This window comes from Pseudacidovorax sp. NFM-22, assembly GCF_021401245.1.
Taxonomy (GTDB): Bacteria; Pseudomonadota; Gammaproteobacteria; order Burkholderiales; family Burkholderiaceae_C; genus Xenophilus.
In genome coordinates this window covers 448,728-473,513 of sequence record NZ_JACBFY010000005.1, presented here as the reverse complement: position 1 = coordinate 473,513, position 24,786 = coordinate 448,728, and the positions used below count along the sequence as shown (strand labels likewise).

The following is a 24,786-nucleotide window of genomic DNA, read 5'->3' as shown; positions in this document are numbered from 1 at the left end:
ACATGATCGACTACCAGGTGGACGCGGACGGCGTCGCCACCCTGCGCTGGAACGTGGCCGACCGGCCGATGAACGTGATGAACGCCGAGAGCACGGCGGCCTTCGACGCCGCGGTGCGGCGGGTGCTGGAAGACCCGGCGGTCAAAGGCGCCATCGTGACCTCGGCCCGGCCGGAGTTCGTGGCCGGGGGCGACCTGGACCTGATCCGGGGCATCGCCGACGCGCAGCAATCCTTTGCCGCCTCCGGCCCGGTGAGCGCCACGCTGCGCCGGCTGGAGACGGGCGGCAAGCCCTTCGTCGCCGCCATCAACGGCACAGCGCTGGGCGGCGGGCTGGAGCTGTGCCTGGCCTGTCATCGCCGCATCGCGGCCGACAACCCGCAGGCCCAGTTCGGCCTGCCCGAAGTGACGCTGGGCCTGCTGCCCGCCGCTGGCGGCACGCAGCGGCTGCCGCGCATGATCGGCATCAAGAACGCGCTGCCCTATCTGCTGGAAGGCCGCAAGGTCGGCCCGGCCGCTGCGCTCGCCGCCGGCATCGTCGACGAGGTCGTGCCGGCCGAGCAGTTGCTGGCCCGGGCCCGCGAATGGCTGCTGGCCGAAGGTGCCCAGTACGCCGTCAAGCCCTGGGATGCCAAGGGCTTCAAGTTCCCAGGTGGCTCGCCCCAGACGCCCGGGCCCACGCAGCTCTTCTTCGGCGTGGGCGGCGGGCTGCTGCAGAAGACGCAGGGCCTGTACCCGGCGCCCGAGGCCATCCTGGCCTGCGTGTACGACGGCTGCCAGGTGGACATCGACACGGGCCTGCGGATCGAACAGCGGCAGTTCGCGCGCCTGGCCACCTCGCAGGCCACCAAGAACATGATCCGCACGCTGTTCTACGCCATGGGCGAGGCCAACCGCCTGGCCGACCGGCCGCGCGGCGTGCCGGTGCGCAGCTACTCGCGCATCGCGGTGCTGGGCGCCGGCATGATGGGCGCGGGCCTGGCCTATGTGTCGGCGCAGGCCGGGCTGGACGTGGTGCTGCTGGACACCAGCCTCGAGGCGGCCGAGAAGGGCAAGGCCTACGGCGCGAAGATCATGGACGCGCAGGTGGCCAAGGGCCGGCTCGCCGGGGAGAAGCGCGACGCCACGCTGGCCCGCGTGCACTGCACCACCGACTATGCGCAGTTGGCCGGCTGCCAGCTGGTGATCGAGGCCGTGTTCGAGGACCGCGCCGTCAAGGCCGAGGTCACGCGCCGGGCCGAGGCTGCCATGGATGCCGATGCCGTCTTCGCCACCAACACCTCGACGCTGCCCATCACGGGGCTGGCCGAGGTGTCCTCGCGGCCGGCGCAGTTCGTGGGCCTGCACTTCTTCTCGCCGGTGGAGAAGATGCCGCTGCTGGAAGTGATCCGCGGCGGGCAGACCACCGAAGAGACCATCGCCCATGCGCTGGACTTCGCCAAGCGCATCCGCAAGACGCCCATCGTGGTCAACGACTGCCCGTCCTTTTATGCCAACCGGGCCTTCGCCATGTTCCCCTACGAGGCCATGACGATGCTGGGCGAGGGCGTGGACCCGGTGCTGATCGAGAACGCCGGCCGCCAGGCGGGCATGCCCATGCCGCCGCTGGCGCTGATCGACGAGGTGTCGGCCGAGCTGCTGCACAAGGCCATGAAGCAGCTGCGCGCCGACCAGGGCGCGGCCTACCGCGAGCAGCCGCAGGACCATGTGCTCACGACCATGGTGGAGCGCCTGGGCCGGCTGGGCCGCAAGGTGGGGCAGGGCTTCTACGACTATCCGGCCGACGGGGCCAAGCAGCTGTGGCCCGGCCTGGCGGAGGTCTTTCCGCGCGCGGCCGAGCAGCCCACGGTGGAGGAGGTGCGCGAGCGCCTGATGTATTCGCAGTCGCTGGAGGCCGCGCGCTGCGTGGCCGAGGGCATCGTCAGCCCGCGCGATGCGGATGTGGGCTCGCTGCTCGGCTGGGGCTTTCCGGCCGTGCTGGGCGGGGCGCTGGGGCAGATCGACACGGTCGGTTCTGCCGCCTTCGTCGAGGCCTGCGACCGCCTGGCGCGCCGGCATGGCGAGCGCTTCGAGGTGCCACCGGCTCTGCGCGATCTGGCCGCGAGCGGCGGGCGCTACCACCCCGCCTGAGCACCACGCATGGACTACTCCGGCCGCTTCCGCCCGGTGCGCCCGCTGCGGCCGGAGGACGACTTCAACCATGCGGTGGAGGCGCATCCCTTCTTCAACGAAAGCCGCTACCTGCACCTGGTGGACGGCGCCCAAGGGCTGGGCGGCTGGTTCCGCGTGGGCCAGCGGGCCAACCAGGGCTTCGGCGAGATGACGGTGTGCCTCTACCTGCCGGACGGGCGCGTGGGCTTCCACCATGCGCGGCCACAGGGTGTGGACCCGCAACAGGCCGAAGCGGCCGGGCTGCGCTTCGAGGTGATCGACCCCTTCGCGCAGCGGCAGCTCAGCTACCGCGGGCCGCTGCATGTGCTGCCGCACGGTGCGCTCATGGAAGACCCGCGCGCCGCCTTCCAGGCCCATCCCGCCGTGCACTGCGAGGTGGAACTGACCGTGGAATCCGTGGCGCCCCCGCATGGCGGCGAGCTGCTGGACGACGCGGGCCAGCCCTACGACGAAGGCGAGGGCCGTTACTTCGCCCGCGCCCACATCGACCAGTCGCTGCGCGGCCAGGGCCGCATCACCGTCGGCGGCGAATCGTGGACGCTGCAGGGCCATGGCCTCATCGACCATTCCTGGGGGCCGCGCATCTGGCAGGCCATTCCCTGGTATCGCTGGTTCCCGTGCACCTTCGGCACGGACTTCGCCTTCTGCCTGATGGTGGTGCGCCAGGCCGATGGGCGGCTGCTCAAGACCGGCTACCTGCATGACGGCGGGCCCGCGCTGCTGCATGTGGACGAGATCGCGCTGGAGAGCCGCTACGGCGCCGACGGCTACCCCACCGGCTTCAGCCTGCGCTTCGTCGACGAGCGGGGCCGTGCGCACACGGTCGAGGGCGAGACGGCGAATGCCGTGCCCTGCCGCCATGTGCGCCGGCTGGACGACGGCCGCAGCGACCGCACCCGCATCATGGAAAGCCTGACCCGCTACCGCTGTGGCGACCGCGAGGGCTGGGGCCTGGCCGAGTACATGGACCATGTCGATGCGCAGGGCCGCTTCGAAGGCATGGCCGCGGGATGGTGAGCGCCGGGACGGACGCGCTGGCGCCCGCGCTGCTGCGCCACCTGCGCGCGCACGATCCAGCCATCGACGCCGTGGAGGCGCTGCGGCCCGTCACCACCGGCGCCAGCCAGGAGATCTGGACCTTCGACGCCTGCCACGCCGGTACGCGCGAGGCCCGCGTGCTGCGCCGGGCGCGGGTGTGGAGCCGGGACAGCCAGGCCATGAGCGCCGGCATGCCGGCCGAGGCCGCGCTGCTGCGGCTGGCGGGCCGCCATGGCGTGCCGGTGCCGATGGTGTTCAGCGAGCTGGCGGACGACGAAGGTCTGGGCGCGGGCTATGTGATGGCCCATGTGGCGGGCGAGACCGCCGGGCCGCGCATCCTGCGCGAGCCTGCCCTGGTGGCCGCCCATGACCGACTGCTGCAGGACTGCGCGGCGTCGCTCGCGCGGCTGCATGCCATTGCCCCGGCCGCGCTGCCGCCGCTGCGCGGAGGACAGGCGGCCGAGGAGCTGCGCCACTGGGCGCAGGCCCATGCGGCCAACGGCACGGCGCGGCCCGTCTTCACGCTGGCGCTGCGCTGGCTGGAGGCGCACCGTCCGCCTGAGGTGCCGCCGGTGCTGGTGCATGGCGACCTGCGCACCGGCAACCTGGTCGTCGGCCCCGAAGGGCTGCGCGCCGTGCTCGACTGGGAGCTGGCCCACCGCGGCGATCCCATGGAAGACCTGGGCTGGTTCTGCGTGAACGCCTGGCGCTTCGGCGCCACGCAGCGCCCGGCCGGTGGCTTCGGCACGCGCGAGCAGCTGTTCGCGGCCTACGAAGCGGCGGGCGGCGCTCGGGTGGACCCGCAGCGCGTTCGCTTCTGGGAAGTGCTGGGCAACCTCAAGTGGGGCGTCACCTGCGATGCCATGGGCCTGGCCTGGCGCAGCGGACAGGACCGCCGTATCGAACGCCTGGCCATCGGCCGCCGCGCCACCGAGGTCGAGGCCGACCTGCTGCAACTCATCGCGCCCCGCGGCGCCCTTTCATCATGAGCCTGCCTGTCCAGCCCGAGGAGATCCTGGCCGCGGCGCAGGCCGCCATCGAAGCGGCCGTGCGCAAGGGGGAGGGCGCGGGACGGTCCGACTTCGACCTGCGCGTGGCCGCACGGTTGCTGGCTGTGCTGCAGCGCGAGCAGCGGCAGGGCAGGGCGGCCGAAGCGGCGGAACGCGCGGGCCTCCTGCAGCTGCTCCGCACGCAGGGCATGGACGACACCGAGGTCGACGCAGAGGCCGAACCGGCCGGGGCGAACGCGCCCGCCCTGGACGCCCTGCGCCAGCGGCTGTGCGAGGGCATCGCCGCGGGCCGCCTGCCGGCCGACGACCCGGCGCTGTGTGCCCATCTGTGGCACACCACCCTGGCGCGCCTGGCCATCGACAACCCGGCCTACCGGTGGTGAGCAAGCGATCCGCCGCGCAGTTTCAATAAACCGACGCGTCGGGTTATAAACGACGTCGTCGTCCGACTTGCTGTCCGACCCCGCTGGGCGCCGCGCCCCGCATGGCGTCCCGCCGCCGATGCCCGCCCTCATCGCATTCCAAGCCAGGAGCCCCTTCCGTGAACGTGCTGATCGTCCATGCCCACCCGGAGCCGCGCTCCTTCAACCGCGCCTTGCTCGACACGGCCGTACGCACGCTCGGCGAGCAGGGCCACCGGGTCGTGGTGTCCGACCTCTATGCCATGGGCTTCAACCCGGTGGCCGGACCCGACGACTTCAGCGAGCGCCGCTTTCCCGATGCGCTGCAGTACGACCGCGAGCAGAAGCAGGCCTCGCAGCGCGGCAGCTTCGCGCCCGACATCCAGCAGGAGATCGACAAGCTGCTCGCCTGCGACCTGCTGATCCTGCAGTTCCCGCTGTGGTGGTTCTCGGTGCCCGCCATCCTCAAGGGCTGGATCGACCGGGTGTTCGTCAACGGGCTGGTCTATGGCGCGGGCGGCAAGCGCTTCGATCAGGGCGGGCTGCGGGGCCGGCGGGCCATGCTGTCCTTCACCACCGGCTGCTTCCCCGCCATGATGGACAGCGACGGCCTGCTGGGCGAGCGCGACGTGATCCTGTGGCACCTGCAGCATGGCGTCTTCGGCTACAGCGGCCTGCAGGTGCTGCCGCCTTTCGTGGGCTGGGCCATCCAGTACAGCGACGAGGCCCAGCGCGCCGCGCACCTCGACGCATGGGCCGAGCGGCTGCGCGGCATCGCGCACGAGCGCCCCATGCCCACGCATCCACTCTCGGACTTCGGCCCCGACTGGCGGCTCAAGCCCGAGGTCGCGCCGCGCACGGCCGGGCACCGCCGTGCGACACCCGCGCCGGATGCAGGGCTGGACCGATGAGCGCCAGCGCGACGGTGCCCGCCCTGGCCGATCGGCTGCAGCTGCGCGCGGCGGGGCCCGGCCGCTGGCGCAACCTGCACGGCGATGCCAACCAGAACGGCCGCGCCTATGGCGGCCAGCTGCTGGGACAGGCGATGCGTGCGCTGCTGCTGGACATGCCGGCCGGCCGCGCGCCCACGATGATGCAGTTCCTCTTTCTGCAAGGCGCCATGCCCGAGCAGCCCATCGTGTTCGAGGTGGCGCGGCTGCAGGAAGGCAAGCGCTTCAGCGCCCGCCATGTGCGCAGCACGCAGGGCGACCGCACCGTGCTGGATGCCCATGCGACCTGCGCCGCCCCCATGGAAGGGCCGGCGCATCGGCTGGCCAGCACCGCGCCGCCGGGCGAGCAGCCGGCGTCGCTGCCCACGCTGGACGATGTGCCCGCCGCCACCCGGGAGGCCCTGGCCCGCATGGGCGGCTATGGCCAAGGCTGCGATGCCGCCATCGACTTCCGCATCCCGGACATGGACCTTCAGCTGGACCCGCAGCGCGCCGGCCCGCAACTGCGCTACTGGCTCAGGGCGCCGCAGCCGCTGGGCGACGACCCGGCCGTGCAGACCGCGGCCTTCGCCTATCTGTCGGACTGGTGGCTCAACGCCTGCATGCTGCTGCCGCACCTGAGGCAGGCGGGGGAACGCGCCATGTACATCTCCAGCCTCAACCATGCGCTGTGGCTGCATGCCTCGCCGCGCGCCGACGCGTGGCTGCATGTGCAGACCGCCTGCGTGCATTCGGCCGGCGGGCACGGCCTGGCGGTGGCGCAGTACCACGATGCCCACGGCCGCCATGTGGCCACCGCGACTCAGGATTGCCTGATGGCCTTCGCGGGGCGCTGACTCTCAGCCTCTCAGCCCTGCTTCACACCTGCTCGTCGGGCAGTTGCACCCGCACGCCTTCCAGTTCGGCCTGCATGCGGATCTGGCAGCACAGCCGGCTGGTCTCGCGCAGGTCGGGCACGCCTTCCAGCATGAAGGCCTCGGTCTCGGTGCGCGCGGGCAGCAGCGGCAGGAAGGCCGGGTCCACATAGCCATGGCAGGTGGCGCAGCTGCAGGCGCCGCCGCAGTCGCCCAGGATGCCGGGCACGCCGTGGTCCACGGCCACCTGCATCAGGCTGCGCCCCACCGGCGCGTCGACGGCATGTTCGGCACCTTGGGGGTCGATGAAAACAACGGTGGGCATGGGGCTGGGTCCTTGATGAAAGTCGCTGAAACGGGGTTTGACATAGTCCGTCTCGTCGGACTATTATTCCATCAACACAAACGTCGGACAACACACATCCACACCGAACGGAGGACCCCTGGCATGGACCCTTGCGCCCACGTGATCCCCATCGCTCCCGTCGCCTCTGCCGCCGCTGCGGCAGCGCCGCGTTGGGACCAGCTCGTGCGCGACGGCCACGTGCACGGCTCGCTCTACACCGATCCGGCCATCTACCAGGCCGAGCTGGAGAAGATCTGGTTCCGCACCTGGGTCTACGTCGGCCACGAGAGCGAGATCCCCGACGCCAACGACTACGTCATGAAGGCCATCGGCCCCGAGCCGGTGCTCATGACGCGCGACCGCGCCGGGCAGATCCACCTGCTGCACAACCGCTGCCCGCACCGCGGCAACCGCGTGTGCATGACCGAGCAGGGCAATGCGCGCTCCTTCACCTGCCCTTATCACGGCTGGACCTTTGCCAACGACGGCGCCCTCAAGGGCTGGCCCTTCCCATCCGGCTACGAGGGCGTGGACCGCAAGGACCATGGCCTGGGCAAGGTGGCGCGCGTGGCCAGCTACCGCGGCTTCGTCTTCGGCTCCATGGCGGCCGAAGGCCCCAGCCTCGAAGAGCACCTGGGCGCGGCCATGAAGTCCATCGACGCGCTGTGCGAGACCTCGCCCGAAGGCGAGGTGCAGATCACTGCCGGCTTCCTCAAGCACAAGGTCAAGGCCAACTGGAAGTTCCTGGTCGAGAACGAGACCGACGGCTATCACCCCTCCTTCGTGCATGCCTCGATCTTCGAAGTGGCACAGAGCGGCATCGGCACGCTCTACAGCGCCGAGTCGACGGCGGTGTCGCGCGACTTCGGCAACGGCCATACCGAGAACGACCTGCGGCCCGAGTTCCGCAAGCGCGACGAGCCCATGTCCTGGTTCGGTACCACGGCCGACCGGCTGCCCGACTACACCGCGCGCATGAACGCGGCCTATGGCGAGGAGAAGGCGCGGCGCATCATGATCGACGGCACGCCGCACATCATGATCTTCCCGAACCTGTTCATCGCGGAGATCCAGATCTTCGTGCTGCAGCCGCTGTCGGTGAACGAGACCGTGCAGCACGTGACCGCGCTGCAGTTCAAGGGCGCACCCGACCTCAACCGCCGCATGCGCCAGCAGACCATGGGCTCGGTGGGGCCGGCGGGCTTCCTGCTGGCCGACGATGCCGAGATGTACGAGCGCACGCAGATGGGCGTGCAGATGCGCAAGCCCGAGTGGCTGTTCCTGGGCCGCGGCAAGCACCGCGAGCGCCGCGACGAGGACGGCTTCCTGATCGGCGACAACACCGACGAGGTGCCCAGCCGCGGCATCTGGCGCCACTACCGGCAGATGATGGAGGCCGCGTGATGCCGATGAGCCCCGAGCAGCGCGCCGCGCTGGAAGACGTCACCCAGTTCATCTACCGCGAGGCCCGCCTGCAGGACGAGCACCGCTACGACGACTGGGAGGCGCTGTGGACCGACGACGGCGTGTACTGGGTGCCCGCCAACGGCGACGGTGGCGACCCGGAGCAGGTCATGTCCATCATCTACGACAACCGCTCGCGCATCGCGCTGCGCATCCGCCAGTACCACACCGGCAAGCGCTTCAGCCAGACGCCGCAGTCGCGCCTGCGCCGCCTGGTGTCGAACATCGAGGTGGAAGAGGACGACGGCCAGGAGCTGTCGGTGGGCTGCAACATGCTGATCTTCGAGAACCAGACCCGCGGCGACGTGCTGTGGGCTGCGCGCACCGAATACCGGCTGCGCCGCGTGGACGGCACGCTGCGCATGGTGCGCAAGAAGGTGAACCTGGTGAACAACCAGGACGCCCTCTATTCCATGGCCTTTCTGGTCTGACAGCGCCACGACCGCCCCACACGGAGACAAGCATGAACACCCCGACCCAACCCGGCCCCGAGCGGCTGGTGGCCGATGGCCCGGTGCTGCTGAGCCTGCATGCGGATGGCGTGGCCCATCTGCACCTGAACCGGCCCGACGCGGCCAATGGCCTGAACGTGGAGCTGCTGCGCGCCCTGCACGAGGCCGTGCTGCGCATCCATGGCGACGGCCGGGTGCGCGCGGTGCTGCTGACCGGCGAAGGCAGGCACTTCTGCGCGGGCGGCGATGTCCACACCTTCCTCTCCAAGGGCGAGGCGCTGCCCGACTACATCCGCGTGGCGACCGCGCTGCTGCAGCTGGCCACGGCGGCGCTCATCCGGCTCAACCCGCCGGTCGTCACTGCGGTGCACGGCTTCGCAGCAGGCGGGGGCGGCATGGGCCTGGTCTGCTCCAGCGACTTCGTGCTGGCGGCCGAGTCGGCCAAGTTCCTGGCCGGCGCGACCCGCGTGGCGATGGTGCCCGATGCGGGCGTCTCGGTGACGCTCACCCAGCTGGTGGGCTTCCGGCGCGCCATGGAAATCCTCATGCTCAACCCGACGCTCAGTGCGGCCGAGGCGAAGGAGATCGGCCTGGTCACCCGCGTGGTGCCCGATGCCGAGCTGCAGGACGCCGCCTGGGCGCTGGCCCGCGAACTGGCGGCCGGCGCGCCGGCTGCGCTGGCCAACACCAAGCGCCTGCTGTGGAACGGCATCGGTCAGGGCGTGGAGGCCGCGATGCCCGAAGAGAACCATGCGCAGGCCTTCCTCTCGGGCATGGCCGATGCGCGCGAGGGCCTGGCCGCCGTGATCGAGAAGCGCGCCCCGCGCTTCACGGGGCACTGAATGCCGGGCGCGACCGCAGCGCGGCGACGCGCACTGGTGACCGGCGGCGCGCGCGGCATCGGCGCCGCCATCGTCCGGCGCCTGGCGGCGGATGGGCTGGAGGTCTGGTGTGCGGACCTGGATGCCGAGGCGGCCCAGGCACTGGCGGCCGAGACCGGCGCCCAGGCCTGCGCGCTCGACGTCTGCGACTTCGACCGCGTGCACGCTGCGCTGGCCGAGATCGGTCCGCTCGACGTGCTGGTCAACAACGCGGGCGTGGACCAGCGTGCCTTCTTCACCCAGACCACGCCCGCCGACTGGCGCCGTCTGCTCGCCGTGAACCTGGAGGCCGTGCTCAACACCACCCATGCCGTGCTGCCGGGCATGCAGGCCCGCGGCCACGGCCGCATCGTCAACGTGGCCTCCGAGGCCGGCCGGCTGGGCTCGCGCGGCGGCTCGGTCTATGCGGCGGCCAAGGGCGGCGTGATCGCCTTCACCCGCTCCATCGCACGCGAGAACGGCCGCAAGGGCATCACCGCCAACGTGGTGGCGCCGGGGCCCATCGACACACCGCTGCTGCGGCAGGCCGTGGCGTCGGGCGGCGAGCGGCTGATGGATGGGATGACCGGCGCCACGCTGCTGGGCCGCCTCGGCAGCGCCGAGGAGGTCGCGGCGGCGGTGGCCTTCCTCGCCTCGGAGCAGGCCAGCTACGTGACGGGCGAGGTGCTGGGCGTGTCCGGCGGCATGGGGTGCGGGGCATGAGCGCGCCCCGGCTTCGACAGGCTCAGCCCGAACGGATCGCGGGGGATGCACGGTGAACGACCATCCGATCAATGTCGCTGGTGTCGACGCCGTCATCGCCAAGGTCCGCGCCGTCTATGGCCGCTGGCGGCGCGACACGCCGGTGGCGCAGATGCGCGCCGATTGGGACCAGCTCTTCGGCGCCACCGGCGACGCGCGCTTCACGCCCGTGCAGGCCGACGGTGTGCCCTGCGCCTGGGTCGCCGCGCCAGGCGTGCGCGCGGACCGTGCCATCGTCTACTTCCATGGCGGCGGCTTCCAGGTCGGCTCGTTGCAGTCGCACCGCGAGCTGATGGGCCGGCTTTCCGCCGCGGCGGGCGTGCGTGTGCTCGGCGTGGACTACCGGCTCGCGCCGGAGCACCACCATCCCGCACCGCTGGAGGATGCGCTCACCGTGATGCGCTGGCTGGGCACGCAGGGCCCGCCGCTGCCGCACATCGCATTGGCCGGCGACTCCGCAGGCGGCGGGCTCGCACTGGCCACGCTGCTGGCCCTGCAGGCGCAGGGCGACGCGGGCCCGGCCGCCGCCTTCCTCATGTCCGCCTGGACCGACCTGGCCGCCACCGGCGAGAGCTACGAGACCCGTGCGAAGGCCGACCCGATCCATCAGCGGCCCATGATCCAGGCCATGGCCCGCAACTTCCTGGGCCCGCAGGCCGAACCGCGCGATCCGCTGGCTTCGCCGCTGTATGCCGATGCGACGGCGCTCGGCCGGCTGCCGCCTCTGCTGCTGCAGGTGGGCGACCGCGAGACGGTGCTGAGCGATTCGGTGCAGTTCGCGCAGCGCGTCAATGCCGCCGGCGGCCGGGCCGCGTGCCAGGCCTGGCCGGAGATGGTCCACGTGTTCCAGCAATTCCCGAACGAGCTGCCCCAGGCGCGCGCCGCGCTGGCGGAGGGCGGCCTCTTCCTTGCCACCCACCTGGGTGGCGCTTCCACCGGAGACATCGCCCCATGATCGGAATCACCGCCTACGGCGGCTACATCCCGCGCCTGCGCCTGTCGCGCCAGGCCGCGGCCCAGGCCAATGCCTGGTACGCGCCGCAATTCGCCGGCCGCAAGGGCACGCGCGCCTTCGCCAACTGGGACGAGGACAGCATCACGCTGGCCGTGGCCGCCGCCCGCGACGCGCTGGGCCCCGCCACCCAGCGCGACCGCAGCCGCGTGCGCGCACTGCTGCTGGCCTCGGACACGCTGCCCTTCGCCGAGCGGCTCAATGCCGGCGTGGTGGCCGGCGCGCTGGCGCTGGGCGAGGACATCGAGGCCCTGGACCTGGGCGGCACGCAGCGCGCCGCGCTGTCGGCCTTCACCCAGGCCGTGGCCCGGGTGCGCGCCGGCGGCGGCGACACGCTGGTGCTGGCCGCCGACAACCGCCGCACCCGCGCCGCCAGCGCGCAGGAGCTGGACTATGGCGATGCCGCCGCAGCAGTGCTGGTGGGCACCGAGGAGGTGCTGGCCGAGTACCTCGGCGCCGGCACCGTCACGGCCGACTTCGTGGACCACTTCCGCGCCACCGGCGAGGACGTGGACTACCACTGGGAAGAGCGCTGGGTGCGCGACGAAGGCATCGCCCGGCTGGTGCCGGCGGCCGTGAAGGCGGCGCTGGCACAGGCCGGCGTGGCCGCGGCCGAGGTCGACCACTTCCTCTTTCCCACCACCTTCGCCAAGATGGACCAGCAGCTGGCCAAGGCCTGCGGCATCCGCGCCGAGGCGGTGGCCGACAACCTGGCCGACAGCGTGGGCGACAGCGGCGTGCCACACGGCCTGCTGCTGCTGGCGCGGGTGCTGGAGCAGGCCACGCCCGGCCAGTGCATCGTGCTGGCCCAGTTCGGCAGCGGCGCGCAGGCGCTGGTCTTCCGCGTGACCGAAGCGATCCGCCGCTTCGCGCCGGCCCGGGGTGTCTCGCGCTGGCTGGCGCGCGGCGTGGAAGAGCGGCACTACACGCGCTTCCTCTCGTTCAAGGGCCAGCTGCAGCTGGAGCGCGGCATGCGCGGCGAGGCCGACCGCAAAACGGCGCTTTCCACCGCCTGGCGCCACCACCAGGCGCTGCAGGGCCTGGTGGCCGGCCGCTGCGAGGTGACCGGCAGCGTGCACTTTCCGCCCTCGCGGCTGAGCTACGACGCCACGCCGCTTCAGGACACGCAGAAGCCGCATCCGCTGGCGGACCGGCCGGCGCGCATCCTGAGCTGGTCGGCCGAGTACCTGTCATGGCACCCGGCCCCGCCGCACCACTACGGCCAGATCGACTTCGAGGGCGGGGGCCGCATCCTGATGGACTTCACCGACCTGGAAGTGGGCGAGGTCGATGCCGGCACCGCCATGGAGATGGTGTTCCGCATCAAGGACATCGACGAGCGCCGCGGCTTCACGCGGTATTTCTGGAAGGCCACGCCGGTGCGTGGCGAGACGCAGGCTTGAGGAGCACGCACACCATGGCACAAGGCATCAAGGACAAGGTCGCCATCCTCGGCATGGGCTGCAGCAAGTTCGGCGAGCGCTGGGACGCCAGCCCCGAAGACCTCATGCTGGAGGCCTACAACGAGGCCATGGCCGACGCCGGCATCGCGCCCGAGCAGCTCGGCGCGGCCTGGTTCTCGACCCACATGGACGACGTGGGCACCGGCCGCGGCGGCACGCCCATGGGCATCGCGCTGCGCCTGCCCAACATCGGCGTGACGCGGGTGGAGAACTTCTGCGCCGGCGGCTCCGAGGCGGTGCGGGCGGCGGCGTACGCCGTGGCGGCCGGCGCCTGCGACATCGCGCTGGCGCTGGGCGTCGAGAAGCTCAAGGACACGGGCTACGGCGGCCTGCCCATGGCCACCGTCGGCACCTACATCCCGCAGTGGTACCCGAACGCGGTGGCGCCCGCCAACTTCGCGCAGCTGGCGACCGCCTACCGCGCCAAGCATGGCGTGGATGCGGCGTTGCTCAAGCGGGCCATCTCGCATGTGTCGGTCAAGAGCCATGCCAACGGCGCCAAGAACCCCAAGGCCCACCTGCAGAAGCCGATCACCGAGGAGCAGTGCCTCAAGGCGCCGACCATCGCGGCGCCGCTGGGGCTGTTCGACTGCTGTGGCGTCTCGGACGGCGCAGCGGCGGTGATCGTCACCACGCCGGAGATCGCGCGCAGCCTGGGCAAGACGGACCTCGTCACCTTCAAGGCCCTGCAGATCGCCACCTCCAACGGCTGGGAACTGCAGTCCAGCGAATGGGACGGCAGCTACGTGCACACGGCCCGCGTCGCCGCCCGCCGCGCCTATGCGGAGGCCGGCATCGCCGATCCGCGCACCGGCATCAGCATGACCGAGGTGCACGACTGCTTCTCCATCACCGAGTTGGTGACGATGGAAGACCTGGGCCTGTCGGACGAAGGCCGCGCGGTCTACGACGTGCTCGACGGCGCCTTCGACGCCGACGGCCGCGTGCCCTGCCAGATCGACGGCGGGCTCAAGTGCTTCGGCCATCCGGTGGGCGCCAGCGGCATCCGCATGCTCTACGAGATCTACCTGCAGCTCCAGGGCCGGGCGGGCGCGCGGCAACTGGCCAATCCCAAGACCGGGTTGATCCACAACCTGGGCGGGCAGCCCTCGCAGAACGTCTGCGCGGTGTCCATCGTGGGGCTGGAAGGGGTCTGATGGTGGATGCCATCGCAAGCACGCCGGTCGTGCTGCTCGACCATCCGGCGCCCCATGTGGCGCGGCTGCGCATCAACCGGCCCGACAAGCGCAACGCCATCGACCAGGCCGTGCGCCAGGGCTTCATCGACCACCTCACGGTGCTGCTGGCCGAGCCGCAAGTGCGCGCGCTGGTGCTGGGCGGCGTGGAAGGCGTGTTCTCCGCCGGCGGCGACATCCCGAGCATGGTGGGCCTGTCGCAAGCGCAGGCGCGCGAGCGCATGCAGCACATCCACGGCCTGTGCCGGCTGGTTGCCCATGCGCGCATTCCGGTGGTGAGCGCGATGGAGGGCGTGACGGCCGGCGCGGCCGTCGGCCTGGCCCTGCTGGGCGACCGCATCGTCATCGGCCGCGGGGCGCGGGTGCTCTTTCCCTTCCTCAAGCTGGGCCTGGCGCCCGACTGGGGCCAGTTGCTGACGCTGCCGCGCCGCGTCGGCCTGCCCGTGGCGCGGCGCCTGCTCGGCGACGGCCAGGCCGTGGGCGGCGAGGAGGCCGTGCGCCTGGGTCTGGCCGATGCCGTGCACGACGACGGCGAGGTGATGGCCGAGGCCGTGGCGCTGGCCGCTGCGCTGGCCCGCCTGCCCGGCGAGGCTTTCGCCCGCATGAAGCAGCGGCTGCACCATCCCTCCGCCACGCTCGACGAGGAGCTCCAGCGCGAGGAAGCCGACCAGGCCGTGTGCCTGACCGGGGAGGACTTCCGCGAGGGCTACGACGCCTTCATGAACAAACGCAGCGCGGACTTCATCGGCCGCCCTGGAGCCGCACGATGAGCACCGATGCCAATGGCGTGAGTGCCTGCGCCGAACTCGTCTTGCGTAGCCGTGAAGGCGCCGTGGGCCTGCTCGTGCTCAACCGGCCCGACAAGCGCAACGCGCTGGACCTGGCCATGCGCGCCGCCATTGCCGAGGCCATGCGCGCCATGGAGGCCGATGACCAGGTGCGGGCCATCGTCATCACCGGCGGCGACCAGGTGTTCGCGGCCGGGGCCGACCTCAACCTGCTGGTGGACAAGGGCGCGCAGGACGTCGCCGCGCTGGACCTGGGCCAGTACTGGGCGCCCGTGGCGCAGTCGCGCAAGCCGGTCATCGCAGCCGTCAGTGGCTTCGCGCTGGGCGCGGGCTGCGAGCTGGCGCTGATGTGCGACTTCATCGTGGCCGACGCCACGGCGCGGCTGGGCCAGCCCGAGCTGGCCGTGGGCATCATGCCCGGCGCGGGCGGCACGCAGCGGCTGGTGCGCAGTGTCGGCAAGCAGGTGGCCAGCTTGATGCTGCTGACGGCCGAGCCCTTGAGTGGCGAGCGCGCCTTCCAGCTGGGCCTGGTGGCCGAGCTGGCACCCGAAGGCCAGGCGTTGGCGCGGGCGATGGAACTCGCGCGCAAGGCCGCGCGCCTGCCGCCGAAGGCGGTGGAGGCCACCCGGCGCGTGCTGCGCCAGGGCGCCGACCTGCCGCTGGAGGCCGCGCTGGCGCTGGAGAACCGCGAGTTCCTGCTGCTCTTCGACACCGAGGACAAGACCGAGGGCATGCGTGCCTTCCTCGACAAGCGCAAGCCGCAGTTCAACGGCCGCTGAAGGCCGTCCTCCCCCCACGGCGTTCATCTCTCCCATGGCCAATCATTCAACCCCCACCACGATCGGCGTCGTCGGCGCCGGCACCATGGGCCGCGGCATCGTGCAGCTCTTCCTGCAGGCCGGCCACACCGTGCGCTGCCACGATGCGCTGCCGGGCGCCGCCGCCAAGGCTGTCGATTACGTGGACGGCATGCTCGCCCGCGCGGTCGAGAAGGGCCGCATGACGGCGGCCGACCACCAGGCCGCGCGTGGCCGGCTGCATGCCTGCAACGCGCTCGACGAGCTTGCCGACTGCACGCTGGTCATCGAGGCCATCGTCGAGGACCTGGAGGCCAAGCGCAGCCTGTTCCGCCAGCTCGAAGCGCTGGTCGCCGACGATGCCATCCTGGCCAGCAACACGTCCTCGCTGACGGTGGCCGAGATCGCTGCCGCCTGTGTCCGGCCCGAGCGCGTGGCGGGCCTGCACTTCTTCAACCCGGTGCCGCTGATGAAGGTGGCCGAGGTCATCGCCGCGGTGCGCACCGCGCCGGCCGTGGTGCAGCGCCTGAGTGTGCTCACCGAGTCGGCCGGCCACCGCGCGGTGGTCACGGCCGACCAGCCCGGTTTTCTGATCAACCATGCCGGTCGCGGTCTCTACACCGAGGGGCTGCGCATCGTCGAAGAGCAGGTCGCCAGCCCTGCCGATGTGGACGACGTGCTGCGCGAGGCGCTGGGCTTTCGCATGGGGCCCTTCGAGTTGCTGGACCTGACCGGCCTGGATGTGTCGGCGCGGGTGATGGCCTCGATCTACGAGCAGTTCCAGCAGGAGCCGCGCTTCCGTCCTTCGTCGCTGGTGCCACCGCGGGTGGCGGCCGGCCTGTTCGGCCGCAAGAGCGGGGAGGGCTGGTACCGCTACGTCGATGGGCAGCAGCAGCGGCCCGCAGCGCGCGCGGTGCCTGACTTGCCCGCCGGGCTGGCCGTGTGGGTGGACCCGCAGGCCAGCGGCGCGGAAGCGCTGCGCGCGCTGGCCGAGGCCGCGGGCGCACGCACGGTGTCGCAGGCGGCCGATGCCGACCTGCTGCTCCTGCAGCCCTGGGGCGAGGACGCCACCTCCGCCGCGCTGCGCCTGGGCCTGGAGGCCACGCGCTGCGTGGCCGTGGACCCCCTGCCGCCGCTGGCCCTGCGCCGCACGCTGATGCTCACGGCGGTCACCGCGCCAGCGGTGCGCGATGCCGCCCACGCGCTGCTGGCGGCCGACGGTACCGCCGTCACCCTGATCAACGACAGCCCCGGCTTCATCGCGCAGCGGGTGATGGCGACCATCGTCAACATCGCCGCCAACATCGCGCAGCGCGGCATCGCCACCGTGGCCGACCTGGAGGACGCGGTGCGCCTGGGCCTGGGCTATCCGCGCGGGCCGCTGGGCTGGGGCGACCAGCTGGGCGCCGCTCGTCTGCTGCAGGTGCTGCAGGCGCAACTGGCGGCCACGGGCGATCCGCGCTATCGCCCCAGTGCCTGGCTGCAGCGCCGCGTGGCGCTGGGCCTGCCGTTGACCACGCCAGAGGCGCAGCGCTGAGCCGTCCCGTGACGCGGCGCTCGCCCATTACCAACGAACTTCCCGAGGAGACAAGACCATGACCCAACCCCAGTTCGACGCCATCGTCATCGGCGCAGGCGCAGGCGGCATGAGTGCCGCCGCCCACCTGGTGGCCGCCGGCCGCAAGGTGCTGATCGTGGAGTCGCAGGACCGCCTGGGCGGCCGCGCCTCCAGCGAGGAGATCGACGGCTTCATCGTCAACCGCGGCGCCATCGCCATCGAGCGCGGCAGTGGCTTCGAGCAGACCTTCGAATTGCTGGGCGTGCCGCTGGACGTGCGCGAGCCGCAGCCGGCCACCGTCTTCCGCATCGACGGCAAGATCATCGACCCGAGCAAGGGCGGCGGCTGGAACCTGATCATCGGCGGGCTGACCAAGGCCGCCGCCAAGATCGGCGCCACCTTCGGCGACGTGCGCAAGGGCAACACCGAGCTGCCCGAAGAGGCGCTGAGCACCGAGGAATGGCTGCGCAAGTTCACCAAGAACCAGACGGTGCACAAGCTCTTCCGCAACCTGTGCGCCGCCATCTGGGCCGCCAATGCCGACGAGCTGCCGGCCCGCGCCTTCCTCACCTACTTCTCCTTCAAGGGCGCGTTCAAGCGCTTCGGCTTCTGTCCGCGCGGCACCATCGGCCTGTGGAACGACCTGGGCGACGCCATCCGCGCGCGCGGCGGCGAGATCTGGCTGGACACGCCGGTCACGCGCATCCATGTCGAGGGTGGCCGCGCCACGGGCGTGGACGTGGTGCGCAACGGCCGCACCGAGCGCGTCGATGCACGCGTGGTCATCAGCAACATCGGCCCCGCAGCCACGGTGCCGCTGGCGGGCGAAGAGGTACTGGGCGCCGACTACGTGGCCAAGGTGCGCCGCGTGCTGCGCCCCGCGGCCAACATCGTCGTCAACTTCGCCACCCGCGAGCGGCTGATCGACCTGCCCGGCCTGGTCACCTTCGCCAACACCGAGCGGCTGTGCAACATGGGCGAGCTGACGGCCATGTGCCCCGAGATGGCACCGCCCGGCTGGCACCTGTACGTGGCCTATGTGGTGCCCAAGCCGGCGCTGGGCGACTTCGACGAGAAGGCCGAGACCGAGCTGGGCCTGCAGGACCTGCGCAACGAATTCCCCGGTTTCAAGGACGCGAAGATGCTGTCGATCCGCGTCATGCGCGGCGAGTGGCCGGCCCAACGCTCCTGCGCCGGCTACGACCTGCCGCAGGAAACGCCGCTGCCCAATCTGTGGAACGTGGGCGATGCCGTGAAGGACTACGGCGGCGGCGGCACCCAGGCCTGCGTCGACACGGGCCGCGAGGCCGCGCACAAGGCGCTGGCGGTTCTGGGTGTGGGTGTGCCGGCATGAGCGCCGCGTTCGCGCCCCGGCTTCGACAGTCTCAGCCCGAACGGGTCGTGGGGGCTGCACGATGAACAGCCTCGCACCTGCCCAACCCGCTCACCCTGAGCTAACGTCCCAATCCGTTTGCTCTGCGCCAACCTCCGAATCCGTTCGACCTGAGCCAAACTCCCACTCCGTTCGCCCTGAGCCTGTCGAAGGGCAGAGCGGCGCGCAGCCTTTGCATCGAAGCGCCGCCCACGCCCGCGAGGTGCTGGCCCACCTCCGCGCGCTCTTCGACCAGTCCGTCCGCACCCTCGCCGAGCACTGCCTGGAAGCCGGTCGCTTGAGCGCCGCCCGCCTCGACGCCCACCAGATCGCCGCCTTCGAACTGGCCTGGGCCGGCGCCGAACTGCTGGCCGCCGAGACCGCCATCGCCTCGCTACCCGCGCAGGCCGATCCGCTGGAAGCCCGACTGGCGCTCGTCTTCACCACCGACGCCGTCGTCGCCCTGCTGGACCGCCTGGACGTCATCGCCGCCGAAGCCGGCATGGATGCGACAGCCGTCGACGCGCTGCGCAGCCTGCCCGCGTGGCGCGCCCTGCGCGCCGCCACCGGCAACGCCCCGGCCCTGCGCACAGCCGGCCGCGGCGTGATCGAGGCCCAGGGCCTGATCGGCGAGATCGCGCTCGACGAGCCGCATGCCCTGGCCCAGGACGCCTTCCGCCGCTTCGCCGCCGAGGTGGTGGCACCGCAGGCCGAGGCCATCCACCGCCACGACCTCACGGTGCCCGAGTCGCTGCTGCAGCCCATGCGCGAAATGGGCGTCTTCGGCCTGGCCATTCCCGAGTCGCACGGCGGCAGCGCCCCGGACGACCGCGAGGACACGCTGCTCATGGTGGTGGTAACCGAGGCGCTGTCGGAAGGCTCGCTGGCCGCCGCCGGCAGCCTGATCACCCGGCCCGAGATCCTGACGCGGGCACTCATGGCCGGCGGCACCGAGGCGCAGAAGGCGCACTGGCTGCCGCGGCTGGCGGCGGGCGACCCGCTGTGTGCCATCGCCATGACCGAGCCCGACTGCGGCTCGGACCTGGCGGCCTGCCAGCTCAAGGGCACGCGCACCGAAGGCGGCTGGCTGCTCACCGGCGCCAAGACCTGGTGCACCTTCGCCGGCAAGGCCGGCGTGCTGATGGTCGTGACCCGCACCGACCCCGACCGCAGCCTGGGCCACAAGGGCCTGTCGGTGCTGCTGGCCGAGAAGCCCGCCTTCGACGGTCACAGCTTCGAGGTGCAGCAGCCCGGTGGCGGCAAGCTCAGCGGCCGGGCGATCCCGACCATCGGCTACCGTGGCATGCATTCCTTCGACCTCGCCTTCGAAGACTACTTCGTGCCCGACGCCAACGTGGTGGGCGGCGAGGCGGGCCTGGGCAAGGGCTTCTACTACACGCTGTCGGGCATGGTCGGCGGGCGCATGCAGACCTCGGCGCGGGCCTGCGGCGTCATGCGCGCCGCCCTGCGCGCGGCGGTGCGCTACACGCAGGACCGCAAGGTCTTCGGCGCGCCGCTGGCCGACCTGGCGCTCACGCAGGCCAAGCTGGCGCGCATGGCCGCACGCCTGGCCGCCTGCCGGCGCCTGGCCTATGCGGTGGCCCGCATCGTGGACACGGGCGAGGGCCGCATGGAAGCCAGCCTGGTCAAGCTGCTCGCCTGCCGCTCGGCCGAACTGGTCACGCGCGAGGCGCTGCAACTGCACGGCGGCATGGGCTATGCCGAGGAGACGGCCGTGAGCCGCTACTTCGTCGACGCGCGCGTGCTGTCGATCTTCGAAGGCGCCGAGGAGACGCTGGCGCTCAAGGTGGTGGCGCGCAGCCTGATGGAGCGCGCGCTTGGCCTCGGATCATCAGGGGGATGAGATGGAACAGCCCCCACGCTCCCCCGCTTCGCGCGGTGCGCTGACATGAGCAACGGCATCCTCGCCGGCCTGCGCGTGGTGGAGGCCGCGGCCTTCGTGGCCGCACCGCTGGGCGGCATGACCCTGGCGCAGATGGGCGCCGACGTGATCCGCATCGATCCATTGCACGGCGGCCTGGACCATCGCCGCTGGCCGGTCACGGCCGACGACACCAGCCTCTTCTGGTGCGGCCTGAACAAGGCCAAGCGCTCGGTGGCGCTGGACCTGGCCTCGGCCGAAGGGCGCGAGATCGCGATGGCCCTGGCCTGCGCGCCGGGCGAGGACGCGGGTCTCTTCCTCACCAACTTCCCGGCCCGCGGCTGGTTGGCGCACGAGGCGCTGCGCGCGCGCCGCCCCGACCTGATCCAGCTCACGCTCACCGGCGACCGGCATGGGGGCTCGGCGGTCGACTACACCGTCAATGCCCGCCTGGGCCTGCCCCACATGACGGGGCCGGTCGATGCCGAGGGCGTGGTCAACCATGTGCTGCCCGCCTGGGACCTGATCACCGGCCAGATAGTCGCCGTCGGCCTGCTGGCCGCCGAGCGCCACCGCCGCCGCACCGGCGAGGGCCAGCATGTGAAGCTGGCGCTGGAAGACGTCGCGCTGGCCGTGATGCAGCACCTGGGCTTCATTGCCGAGGCGCAGCAAGGCCGGCCGCGCGAGCGGCACGGCAATGCACTGTTCGGCGCCTTCGGCCGCGACTTCGAGACGGCCGATGGCGAACGCGTGATGGTGGTCGGCCTCACGCTCAAGCAGTGGCGTTCGCTGGTTGAGGCCACCGGCTGCGCCGAAGCGGTGGCGGCGCTGGCGCGGCAACGCGGTGTGGACCTGGACCGCGAGGGCGAGCGCTTCCGCGCCCGCGAGGAACTGGCCGCGCTGATCGGCCCGTGGATCGCTGCGCGACCCGTCGCCGAGGTGGCGGCGGCCTTCCAGCAGCACGGCGTGTGCTGGAGCCGCTACCAGGACGTGGCCGCCCTGGCACGCGATCCCGAGTGCTCGCCGGCCAATCCGCTCTTCACCCGCGCCGCGCAGCCCGGCATCGGCGAGATGCTGCTGGCCGGCCTGCCGCTGGACTTCGGCGCCGCGCCGCGCCAGCCGGCCCGGCCGGCGCCGCAGCTGGGGGCGGACACCGAAGCGGTGCTGGCCGAAGTGCTGGGCATCGATGCCGCCGGCTTCGGCCGCCTGCACGACCGGGGCGTGGTGCGGCAGGCGGCGGGCTGACGCGGCTACCAGGACAACAGGCGCTCAATGCATCGAGCGAAAAAAAGGAACCCATGCAACTGACCCAAGCCTTGACCCGTGCCGTGCAGACGCGTCATCGTCATATCGCCACGCTCTGCAACGACCGTGCGCGTACCTGGGGAGAAGTCGGCGCGCGCGTGCCGAGACTGGCTGCCGGCTTGCGCAGCCTGGGCCTGCAGCCCGGAGAGCGGCTTGCCGTGCTGGCCCTCAACAGCGACAACTACATCGAACTGTTGTTCGCTGCGGCCTGGGCCGACCTCGTGCTGGTGCCGCTCAACACCCGCCTGGCCGTCCCCGAAATCGTCTACAGCCTCCAGGACGCAGACTGCGTCGGCCTAGTGGTCGACGACGCCTTCGTGGACCAGGTGCCTGCGCTGCGGGCCAGCCATTCGGTCGCGCAGGTGGTGCACATGGGAGATGCGGCAACGCCGGCCGGCATGGCGGACTACGAGGCGCTGATCGCCCGCTCAGCGCCCATGCCGGACGCTTGCGGGCGCGACGACGCCCTGTGCGGCATCTACTACACCGGTGGCACGACGGGTACCCCGAAGGGCGTGATGCTTTCGCACCGGAACCTGGTCGCGGCGTCGATCAACTGGGTCGCCACGTTCGCGCTCTCAGCCGAGACCCGGTTCATGCACTCGGCGGGGCTGTTCCACCTGGCCGGAACCATGCCTGTTCTGGCCATCACCATGGCAGGCGGCACGCACGTGTGTCTGCCCAAGTTCGATGTTGTGCCGGCCTTCCAGGCGATCGAGCGGCACCGGGTCAGCGCCTTGCTGCTGGTTCCCACCATGCTCAACATGATGTTGAACCATCCAGAGTTCAGCCGCTACGACCTCAGCAGCATCAACCATTGCGAGTACGGCGCCTCGCCGATTCCCGACGCGGTGCTGGCCGCGGCCATCGAGAAGTTGCCCGGGTGGCAGTTCTTTCAGGGCTATGGCATGACCGAGAGTTCTGCGTTGACGCTGAGTTTGCCTTGGCGCTTCCATTTGGACGGGGAGCATGGGCTGCACAGGCGCAAGGCAGCCGGTTGGGCCTCCTACGGCGTCGATGTGCGGGTCGTCGATCCCGAGGGCGGCGAGGTGCCCCGTGGCACGCCCGGCGAAGTCGTCATCCGCGGCGCGCAGGTCATGCTGGGCTACTGGAAGCGTCCCGAGGACACGGCGGCCGTGCTGCGCGACGGCTGGATGCACACCGGCGACGGCGCCTGGATGGACGAGGACGGCTTCATCTACATCGTCGACCGCGTGAAGGACATGATCATCAGCGGCGGCGAGAACATCTACTCGCGCGAGGTGGAAAACGCCGTGCATGCGCATCCGGCTGTGCGCGAGTGTGCGGTGATCGGCATTCCCGACGAGAAGTGGGGTGAGGCCGTACTGGCCGTGGTGGCGCTGAAGGCCGGCCACGCCGCGACAGAGCAGGCGCTGATCGCCCATTGCCACACGCTGATCGCCAACTACAAGTGCCCGCGGCGCGTGGCGTTCTGCGAGGCGTTGCCGCTGTCGGGCGCCGGCAAGATCATGAAGAACGTGCTGCGCGCACCCTACTGGGCAGGCAAGGAGCGCTCGGTCCACTAGCGCTGCCCGCAAGCCGCGCGCAGGGACGTCGGGTCACAGGGCGCGCCAGTGCCCCGCCTCCTGGCGCACCTGACCGGCCGCCTCCAGCGCCGCCAGGTGCTGCCCGATCATCCGGCGCTCGGCATCGTCCACGAACAGGTCCTCGAAATGGGCCGGGTACACGAAGCGGTGCCGCGCCAGGCCCTCCAGCGTGGCGGGTCCACCGTCGCGCAGAAAGTCCAGCAGCGCCTCGTCGCGGCGGTCGAGCACGGCGCCGAACTGCGCCAGGCGCTGCAGGAAGACCGCCCGGTCGGTGATCACCCCGCGGTGATGCGAGGTGATCCAGCAGGCGGCGTCCAGCTCCTTCACCAGCCGCAGGCTGCAGCGGAACGCGGCAAGGTCTGACGTGGCGTCGCCGTAGTAGGGCCCGAAGCCGGTCAGGTCGATGTCGCCGATGAAGGCGATGCCCTGCGGCTCGACCATCAGGATGCAATGGCCCGAGGTGTGGCCGGGCGCATGCAGCGCCTGCACGTGGATGCCACCGCCCAGCGACCAGATCGCCCCGTCCGCATAGGCCTGGGCATCGGGCCGCGGCCGGTAATGGAACTCGGCGGCCGCCCGCTCGCACAGCGCCGCGTTCACCGTCGGGCTGTAGCCGTAGTGCACGGCCAGGCCTGCCCGGCTGCGCAGCGCCTCCACGTCGCCGCCGTGCACATGCACCGGCGCGTCGGGCAGCAGGCCGAGGCCGGCCGTGTGGTCCTCGTGCACATGGCTCAGCACCACCATGTCGCGGCCCAGGGCGTCGGGCGGCAGCGTGTGGCAGCCCATCGGCATGTCGAATGAGGCGGTGGTGTCGCCGCCGCGCACCACCGCGTAGTTGCCGTCGGGGTATTTGCCGCCGGCGCCCGTCACATGCACGTCCACCGGACCGAGGCGGATGACCTGGACGGGCTGACCGTCCAGCGCGGTGATCTGTCGAAGCTCAGGCGTCATGGGCACCAGGAAGAAGAGGGCAGAGGGGAGGAGGGTAGACGAGACCCGTGCAAAACCAGCTTGCACCGTCCGACGTGTCGGATTATAAAATCAAAATTCGATTCGAAAAAATGAGACATGCCCGTGAGCGCCATTCTGGAACCGCCACCCCTCCTGCGCTACGGCGAGCCCGGCTTCTTCGAGGCCTACGGCGCAGCCTGGGGCTTTCGCGACACGCTGATCGGCTTCTATGCCGAAGACGGCACCTACACCGACAAGGCCTCGAACGTGACCGTGCAGGGCCACGCCATGCTCGGGCGCTTCATGAAGGTCTACCTGGGCTTCTCGCCGCGCTGCACCGTCACCTTCACCCACTGGATGGCGACGGAGCGCGGCTTCGCGGCCGAATGGATCTGGGCCGGCAGCAACGACGGCCCGCTGCGCCTGCACGGCCTGGCGTCGCCGCAGGACGGCTCGCCCTGGCGCATCGAGGGCATCTCGCTGTGCACGGTGAATGCCCAGGGCCGGATCCAGACCCATGTGGACTACTGGGATTCGGACCACCTGCTGCGCACCTGGCGCCGCTGATCCCCCGAGCGCGTCCCAC

23 protein-coding genes are annotated in these 24,786 nt (G+C 71.4%); 21 read left to right on the top strand and 2 right to left on the bottom strand.

Annotation, left to right across the window (positions count from 1 at the left end; translation table 11 throughout):
• Positions 1 to 2 precede the first annotated feature (2 nt).
• The 6 genes from L0984_RS19770 to L0984_RS19745 all read left to right on the top strand — a co-directional run bounded on the left by L0984_RS19770 (position 3) and on the right by L0984_RS19745 (position 6,406).
• The gene (locus L0984_RS19770) at positions 3 to 2,129 is read left to right on the top strand and encodes a 3-hydroxyacyl-CoA dehydrogenase NAD-binding domain-containing protein (protein ID WP_234195844.1); all 2,127 of its coding nucleotides are present in this window, start codon (positions 3 to 5) and stop codon (positions 2,127 to 2,129) included.
• A gap of 9 nt (positions 2,130 to 2,138) precedes the next feature.
• Positions 2,139 to 3,188, top strand: coding sequence for a DUF7064 domain-containing protein (locus L0984_RS19765; protein ID WP_234195637.1), 1,050 nt, complete (start codon positions 2,139 to 2,141; stop codon positions 3,186 to 3,188).
• Positions 3,182 to 4,198, top strand: a complete 1,017-nt coding sequence (locus L0984_RS19760) for a phosphotransferase family protein (RefSeq protein WP_234195635.1) — start codon at positions 3,182 to 3,184, stop codon at positions 4,196 to 4,198. The genes L0984_RS19765 and L0984_RS19760 overlap by 7 nt, the downstream gene beginning before the upstream one ends.
• Positions 4,195 to 4,602, top strand: a complete 408-nt coding sequence (locus tag L0984_RS19755) for a DUF6285 domain-containing protein (RefSeq protein ID WP_234195633.1) — start codon at positions 4,195 to 4,197, stop codon at positions 4,600 to 4,602. The genes L0984_RS19760 and L0984_RS19755 overlap by 4 nt, the downstream gene beginning before the upstream one ends.
• Before the next feature lie 158 nt (positions 4,603 to 4,760).
• Positions 4,761 to 5,531, top strand: coding sequence for an NAD(P)H-dependent oxidoreductase (locus L0984_RS19750; RefSeq protein WP_234195631.1), 771 nt, complete (start codon positions 4,761 to 4,763; stop codon positions 5,529 to 5,531).
• Positions 5,528 to 6,406 (top strand): acyl-CoA thioesterase, encoded by an 879-nt coding sequence (locus L0984_RS19745; protein WP_234195630.1) that lies wholly within the window; start codon positions 5,528 to 5,530, stop codon positions 6,404 to 6,406. The genes L0984_RS19750 and L0984_RS19745 overlap by 4 nt, the downstream gene beginning before the upstream one ends.
• A gap of 22 nt (positions 6,407 to 6,428) precedes the next feature.
• Here L0984_RS19745 and L0984_RS19740 read toward each other — a convergent pair whose 3' ends face one another.
• Positions 6,429 to 6,749, bottom strand: a complete 321-nt coding sequence (locus L0984_RS19740; RefSeq protein ID WP_234195629.1) for a 2Fe-2S iron-sulfur cluster-binding protein — start codon at positions 6,747 to 6,749, stop codon at positions 6,429 to 6,431.
• A gap of 123 nt (positions 6,750 to 6,872) precedes the next feature.
• On the opposite strand from L0984_RS19740, the gene L0984_RS19735 reads away from it, so the two are divergent.
• The 14 genes from L0984_RS19735 (at position 6,873) to L0984_RS19670 (ending at position 23,228) form a co-directional block, all read left to right on the top strand.
• On the top strand, positions 6,873 to 8,174 hold the full coding sequence (locus L0984_RS19735) for an aromatic ring-hydroxylating oxygenase subunit alpha (RefSeq protein WP_234195627.1): 1,302 nt from the start codon (positions 6,873 to 6,875) through the stop codon (positions 8,172 to 8,174).
• Positions 8,174 to 8,665: an aromatic-ring-hydroxylating dioxygenase subunit beta gene (locus L0984_RS19730; RefSeq protein ID WP_234195625.1), complete on the top strand. Its 492-nt coding sequence runs from the start codon at positions 8,174 to 8,176 to the stop codon at positions 8,663 to 8,665. The genes L0984_RS19735 and L0984_RS19730 overlap by 1 nt, the downstream gene beginning before the upstream one ends.
• 32 nt (positions 8,666 to 8,697) lie before the next feature.
• Positions 8,698 to 9,528, top strand: coding sequence for an enoyl-CoA hydratase/isomerase family protein (locus L0984_RS19725; RefSeq protein ID WP_234195623.1), 831 nt, complete (start codon positions 8,698 to 8,700; stop codon positions 9,526 to 9,528).
• Positions 9,529 to 10,269 carry an SDR family NAD(P)-dependent oxidoreductase gene (locus L0984_RS19720; protein ID WP_234195621.1) on the top strand — a complete coding sequence of 247 codons (741 nt, stop codon included), beginning with the start codon at positions 9,529 to 9,531 and terminating at the stop codon, positions 10,267 to 10,269.
• Positions 10,270 to 10,321: 52 nt separating this feature from the next.
• Complete coding sequence (locus L0984_RS19715; protein ID WP_234195619.1) at positions 10,322 to 11,263, top strand: alpha/beta hydrolase; 942 nt, start codon at positions 10,322 to 10,324, stop codon at positions 11,261 to 11,263.
• The gene (locus L0984_RS19710; protein ID WP_234195617.1) at positions 11,260 to 12,723 is read left to right on the top strand and encodes a hydroxymethylglutaryl-CoA synthase family protein; all 1,464 of its coding nucleotides are present in this window, start codon (positions 11,260 to 11,262) and stop codon (positions 12,721 to 12,723) included. The genes L0984_RS19715 and L0984_RS19710 overlap by 4 nt, the downstream gene beginning before the upstream one ends.
• Before the next feature lie 14 nt (positions 12,724 to 12,737).
• Positions 12,738 to 13,940 (top strand): acetyl-CoA acetyltransferase, encoded by a 1,203-nt coding sequence (locus L0984_RS19705; protein WP_234195615.1) that lies wholly within the window; start codon positions 12,738 to 12,740, stop codon positions 13,938 to 13,940.
• Positions 13,940 to 14,749 (top strand): enoyl-CoA hydratase/isomerase family protein, encoded by an 810-nt coding sequence (locus L0984_RS19700; RefSeq protein ID WP_234195613.1) that lies wholly within the window; start codon positions 13,940 to 13,942, stop codon positions 14,747 to 14,749. Before L0984_RS19705 ends, L0984_RS19700 begins: the two co-directional genes overlap by 1 nt.
• Positions 14,746 to 15,546, top strand: coding sequence for an enoyl-CoA hydratase-related protein (locus L0984_RS19695; protein WP_234195611.1), 801 nt, complete (start codon positions 14,746 to 14,748; stop codon positions 15,544 to 15,546). Before L0984_RS19700 ends, L0984_RS19695 begins: the two co-directional genes overlap by 4 nt.
• Before the next feature lie 34 nt (positions 15,547 to 15,580).
• The gene (locus L0984_RS19690; protein WP_234195609.1) at positions 15,581 to 17,101 is read left to right on the top strand and encodes a 3-hydroxyacyl-CoA dehydrogenase; all 1,521 of its coding nucleotides are present in this window, start codon (positions 15,581 to 15,583) and stop codon (positions 17,099 to 17,101) included.
• 58 nt (positions 17,102 to 17,159) lie between these two features.
• On the top strand, positions 17,160 to 18,476 hold the full coding sequence (locus L0984_RS19685; protein WP_234195607.1) for a phytoene desaturase family protein: 1,317 nt from the start codon (positions 17,160 to 17,162) through the stop codon (positions 18,474 to 18,476).
• 241 nt (positions 18,477 to 18,717) lie between these two features.
• Positions 18,718 to 20,358, top strand: coding sequence for an acyl-CoA dehydrogenase family protein (locus tag L0984_RS19680; protein WP_234195606.1), 1,641 nt, complete (start codon positions 18,718 to 18,720; stop codon positions 20,356 to 20,358).
• A gap of 45 nt (positions 20,359 to 20,403) precedes the next feature.
• Positions 20,404 to 21,621 (top strand): CoA transferase, encoded by a 1,218-nt coding sequence (locus L0984_RS19675; protein WP_234195605.1) that lies wholly within the window; start codon positions 20,404 to 20,406, stop codon positions 21,619 to 21,621.
• Positions 21,618 to 23,228, top strand: a complete 1,611-nt coding sequence (locus L0984_RS19670) for an acyl-CoA synthetase (protein ID WP_255697522.1) — start codon at positions 21,618 to 21,620, stop codon at positions 23,226 to 23,228. The genes L0984_RS19675 and L0984_RS19670 overlap by 4 nt, the downstream gene beginning before the upstream one ends.
• Positions 23,229 to 23,261: 33 nt before the next feature.
• On the opposite strand, the gene L0984_RS19665 is transcribed toward L0984_RS19670, so the two are convergent.
• A complete protein-coding gene (locus L0984_RS19665; protein ID WP_234195602.1) occupies positions 23,262 to 24,200 on the bottom strand; it encodes an MBL fold metallo-hydrolase in 939 nt (312 codons plus the stop codon).
• Between the two features lie 123 nt (positions 24,201 to 24,323).
• On the opposite strand from L0984_RS19665, the gene L0984_RS19660 reads away from it, so the two are divergent.
• The gene (locus L0984_RS19660; RefSeq protein ID WP_234195601.1) at positions 24,324 to 24,767 is read left to right on the top strand and encodes a nuclear transport factor 2 family protein; all 444 of its coding nucleotides are present in this window, start codon (positions 24,324 to 24,326) and stop codon (positions 24,765 to 24,767) included.
• Positions 24,768 to 24,786 lie beyond the last annotated feature (19 nt).